The 3,135-nt window shown below is 31.4% G+C and carries 3 protein-coding genes; all 3 read right to left on the bottom strand.

Translation table 11 applies throughout. The features are described from left to right. Positions 1–147: 147 nt before the first annotated feature. Positions 148–1,431, bottom strand: coding sequence for a YcaO-like family protein (locus tag ABRT01_RS18000; protein ID WP_269411749.1), 1,284 nt, complete (start codon positions 1,429–1,431; stop codon positions 148–150). Beyond that, a complete protein-coding gene (locus ABRT01_RS17995) occupies positions 1,421–2,707 on the bottom strand; it encodes a CocE/NonD family hydrolase (RefSeq protein ID WP_269411748.1) in 1,287 nt (428 codons plus the stop codon). Before ABRT01_RS17995 ends, ABRT01_RS18000 begins: the two co-directional genes overlap by 11 nt. Next, a partial coding sequence (locus ABRT01_RS17990; RefSeq protein ID WP_367749131.1) for an NADPH-dependent FMN reductase occupies positions 2,704–3,135 on the bottom strand: 432 nt, incomplete at its 5' end. The genes ABRT01_RS17995 and ABRT01_RS17990, both read right to left, overlap by 4 nt.

The raw sequence follows: 3,135 nt of genomic DNA, 5'->3' as shown, positions 1-3,135 counted from the left end.
TCAGAAAACAAATCCCAATTCCGAGGATACTCTATTAATTTACACAAACTTATTGACAGTACCTGCCATTCATGTGCTTTATTATATACACGATTTAATAAACTATCTATATGCACTTCATTACCCCCATTTTGCTATTAAATAGAATTAACTGTGTGGTAGCGGACTAAGGTTTATTATTTCTGATTCCTCAAAAAAACCTAACGGAGGATAGGCAGTTGGTGAATTGGAAATCATATCTGTTACCAAAACCCTTACTACCCTAAAAGGTGTTAGTAAGACATCTGAAGTAGTTAGATCCACTACAATAACATTTTCATATCTTTTGCCAATAGATTTAATTAACTCTTTTAAATTTGAAGATTCACTTTTGTTTGGTTTTGTAGTTTCTCCCAGCCTATACTTCTCTAATTTTTTTACATTATTAGGATCGAGGTAATACTGAGTATTATGAATTAAATCATACATATCTTTATAATCTTTTCTATAATCCTTTTCGTAACTTCTATCCATCTTAAATTCTTTTAAATAATGTTCAGGCCCCAAAATATTACTTTTGTTGGCCTTTTGATCATTATTTAACAAGGACAAAGATGTATTTCTTAGCTGAATGGCCTCGCTTTTAGCTTTACTGACTGCATCATTTAAATCAAATCGACTTGAAAAGCCAACATTACACAGCATATTTAAGTCATCCCAAAGAAAAGCAGCAATGGTAAGAAGTGGGGTGTTTCCTAACTGATAGACAGTAAAACTAAGACTATCATTGATCATACTTTTCTCTATTATGTTTTTATTAAGCGAACTAATCCACCATTTCATGGTGATGTCCCTTTCAATAACTTCGCCTAATCCTGAAAGAATCGCAGATTCATATGATGTACCACTTGCGATACCAGATAGTTGAGGAAAATGAAACTTTTTTTGTTTTTCTCCTAACATCCAATAGTTTACATATGCCAAACTAGCAGGAACCAAAACTTTTTCCCCGTTTAATAAACTTTTACCTTCTATCCAATAGGTTTGTTCGTCATCACCTTGTTTCTTAAAGGGAAAGCCTTTTGCTTGATATTGGGCTTCACTATATTTAACAAAACGTTCTACCTTATAGTAAGTTTTTTTTCTCTCTTGTAATTCATTCACGTTTGCGTATATTAGTTCATTATTAACAATATTCCCGCAGTATCTCTCAATTGCCTCACCAATTGCACTATTAATTGCCGTGTCAAGTGTATATGCCGTCCCGCTACCTGCTCTATCACACGGCCATTTTCTATCATAATAAGCTGTATTATTAACAATTGCATTTACTGTAAATACATCAGGAAATTCATTAGTAATTATCTGTCTTACGGAATTAATAATCCCAGTACGTTTATCAATAATCAACGGCTTGTTTTTAATAGTATCCGTTATATCTTTAATTACCACGTTTATCACCACTTTTCTTATAGATAGTTAAATTTTTAATGTGAATTGAATAATTCTTTGAAACAATCGGGCTATAGTAAATAGGATGAAAACAAGGCGAAACTCTTAATTCAATTATTTCCATAGAATCATTAAAAAAAGCAAATGGCATACCTATTGAATTAATATTTTCAGGTTTTAGTATGAAGGTTGATAGAATTTCAATATTTCCATTACTCTTTCTTATTATCTGCGCATACCAATTATTTTTTTCATTTATTCGGTATTCTAAGATAGGTGTACCGATATAAAAACCTATTTCATTAATTTTTAATGGTATATTTAGAGAGTTCACTCCATTTATAAGGGGCATGCCAAAATAATCCGACTCAATTCCATCACTATAAAAAAAAGACCTAGAAAAATTCTTTTCAATGGTTATGATATCTTTATTAAGTTTTGGATTAATAACCCAATCATTAGAAGACATAATTTTATATCTAGATTTTGATAAATCTTTGTGGTCCTTCAACCATGTTATTTCTTTAACCTTTTTCATTTCTTCTGAATGTAAACTATGATCCCAGTCTCCAATGATGATGTTCTTGTTCGTTGATAACCAATTAATATAATCACGCCAGCTGCCATCGACATAACCATCTCTCCAACCACCTATTATATAAACGGGACATTTAGGAAAAGGGATAACACCTTTGGTCACCATGGAAAATAAAAAAGGATAATCGAGAAACTTACACCACTCTTCACGACTCCATTTCCATATATCCGGATTATTTGTAAGTAGTTCTTGAAATGTATTATAATCAGATTCTTTGTTCAATCCATGGGTCATCATCCACCAAATACGATCAGATAGCCTAAAAGAATTATTATTGTACATTGCCTCATATTCTGACCTAACCCCTACTCTTAAAACTACTCCACCAACGTTTTTTAAATACAGAGCCGTTAACCTGGCGGTATAGGCCTCATAAGAAGATCCAACAACAAATACGGGCAAATTTTTATTGTTATTTTTGTTTACGTGCTCGGCTAGAAGAAAGCAATCTTTTTCTTCATTTTTATAAGGAATCCACTCACCATTAGATTGATATCTTCCTCTTACATCCTGTATGTAAACAATTGAATTTAATCTCTTCACTAGATTCTCAGCCCACACTAAATAATTTTGAGAGTTATAGGGGGTCCTTAATAATATAATTTTTTCAGCTTCTTTACTAGGAACAAATTTCATAGTAAACATGTCGTGAAATTTAAAACTATCAAAACTAATCATTCTTTAACCTTCCTACTAAAATAGAATAAATTTTTTATAGGAGGTAAAATATGTTCCTGAATATACTCTGGATTACAATCTCTAATATTATTTATTTCAACCCCAGGTGTTAATGTTATCGAGTTCATTGAAAATAATAAATTTGCCATTGATGAGAGCGCATTTCTGGAACTTGGTCCTATCGACACTGAAATAACAATATTAAACTTTTCTTGCAGTAATTCAACACCTATTTGTTCTACTAACATTTTAATAACGCCAGGATAACTCCAGTTATATTCTGGTACAACCCATATTAGTTGACTTGAATTATTGAAGGCATTAATAATTTCTTTAATATTTTTGTTTTCATTTAATTTTAAAACCTCAACTTTCGCAGAGTAAAAATGACATCTAACCTTTATCTGGTAAAGTACTTTTGGAAATTC

This window comes from Lentibacillus sp. L22, assembly GCF_040812445.1.
Taxonomy (GTDB): Bacteria; Bacillota; Bacilli; order Bacillales; family Amphibacillaceae; genus Lentibacillus_C; species Lentibacillus_C daqui.
The sequence above is the reverse complement of the archived record's forward strand: the minus strand, read 5'-3'. Positions and strand labels throughout refer to the sequence as shown.

Coding starts and splice junctions, on each gene's coding strand:
- ABRT01_RS17995 (WP_269411748.1), bottom strand. CDS start 2,707: ATGATTAGTTTTGATAGTTTTAAATTTCACGACATGTTTACTATGAAA.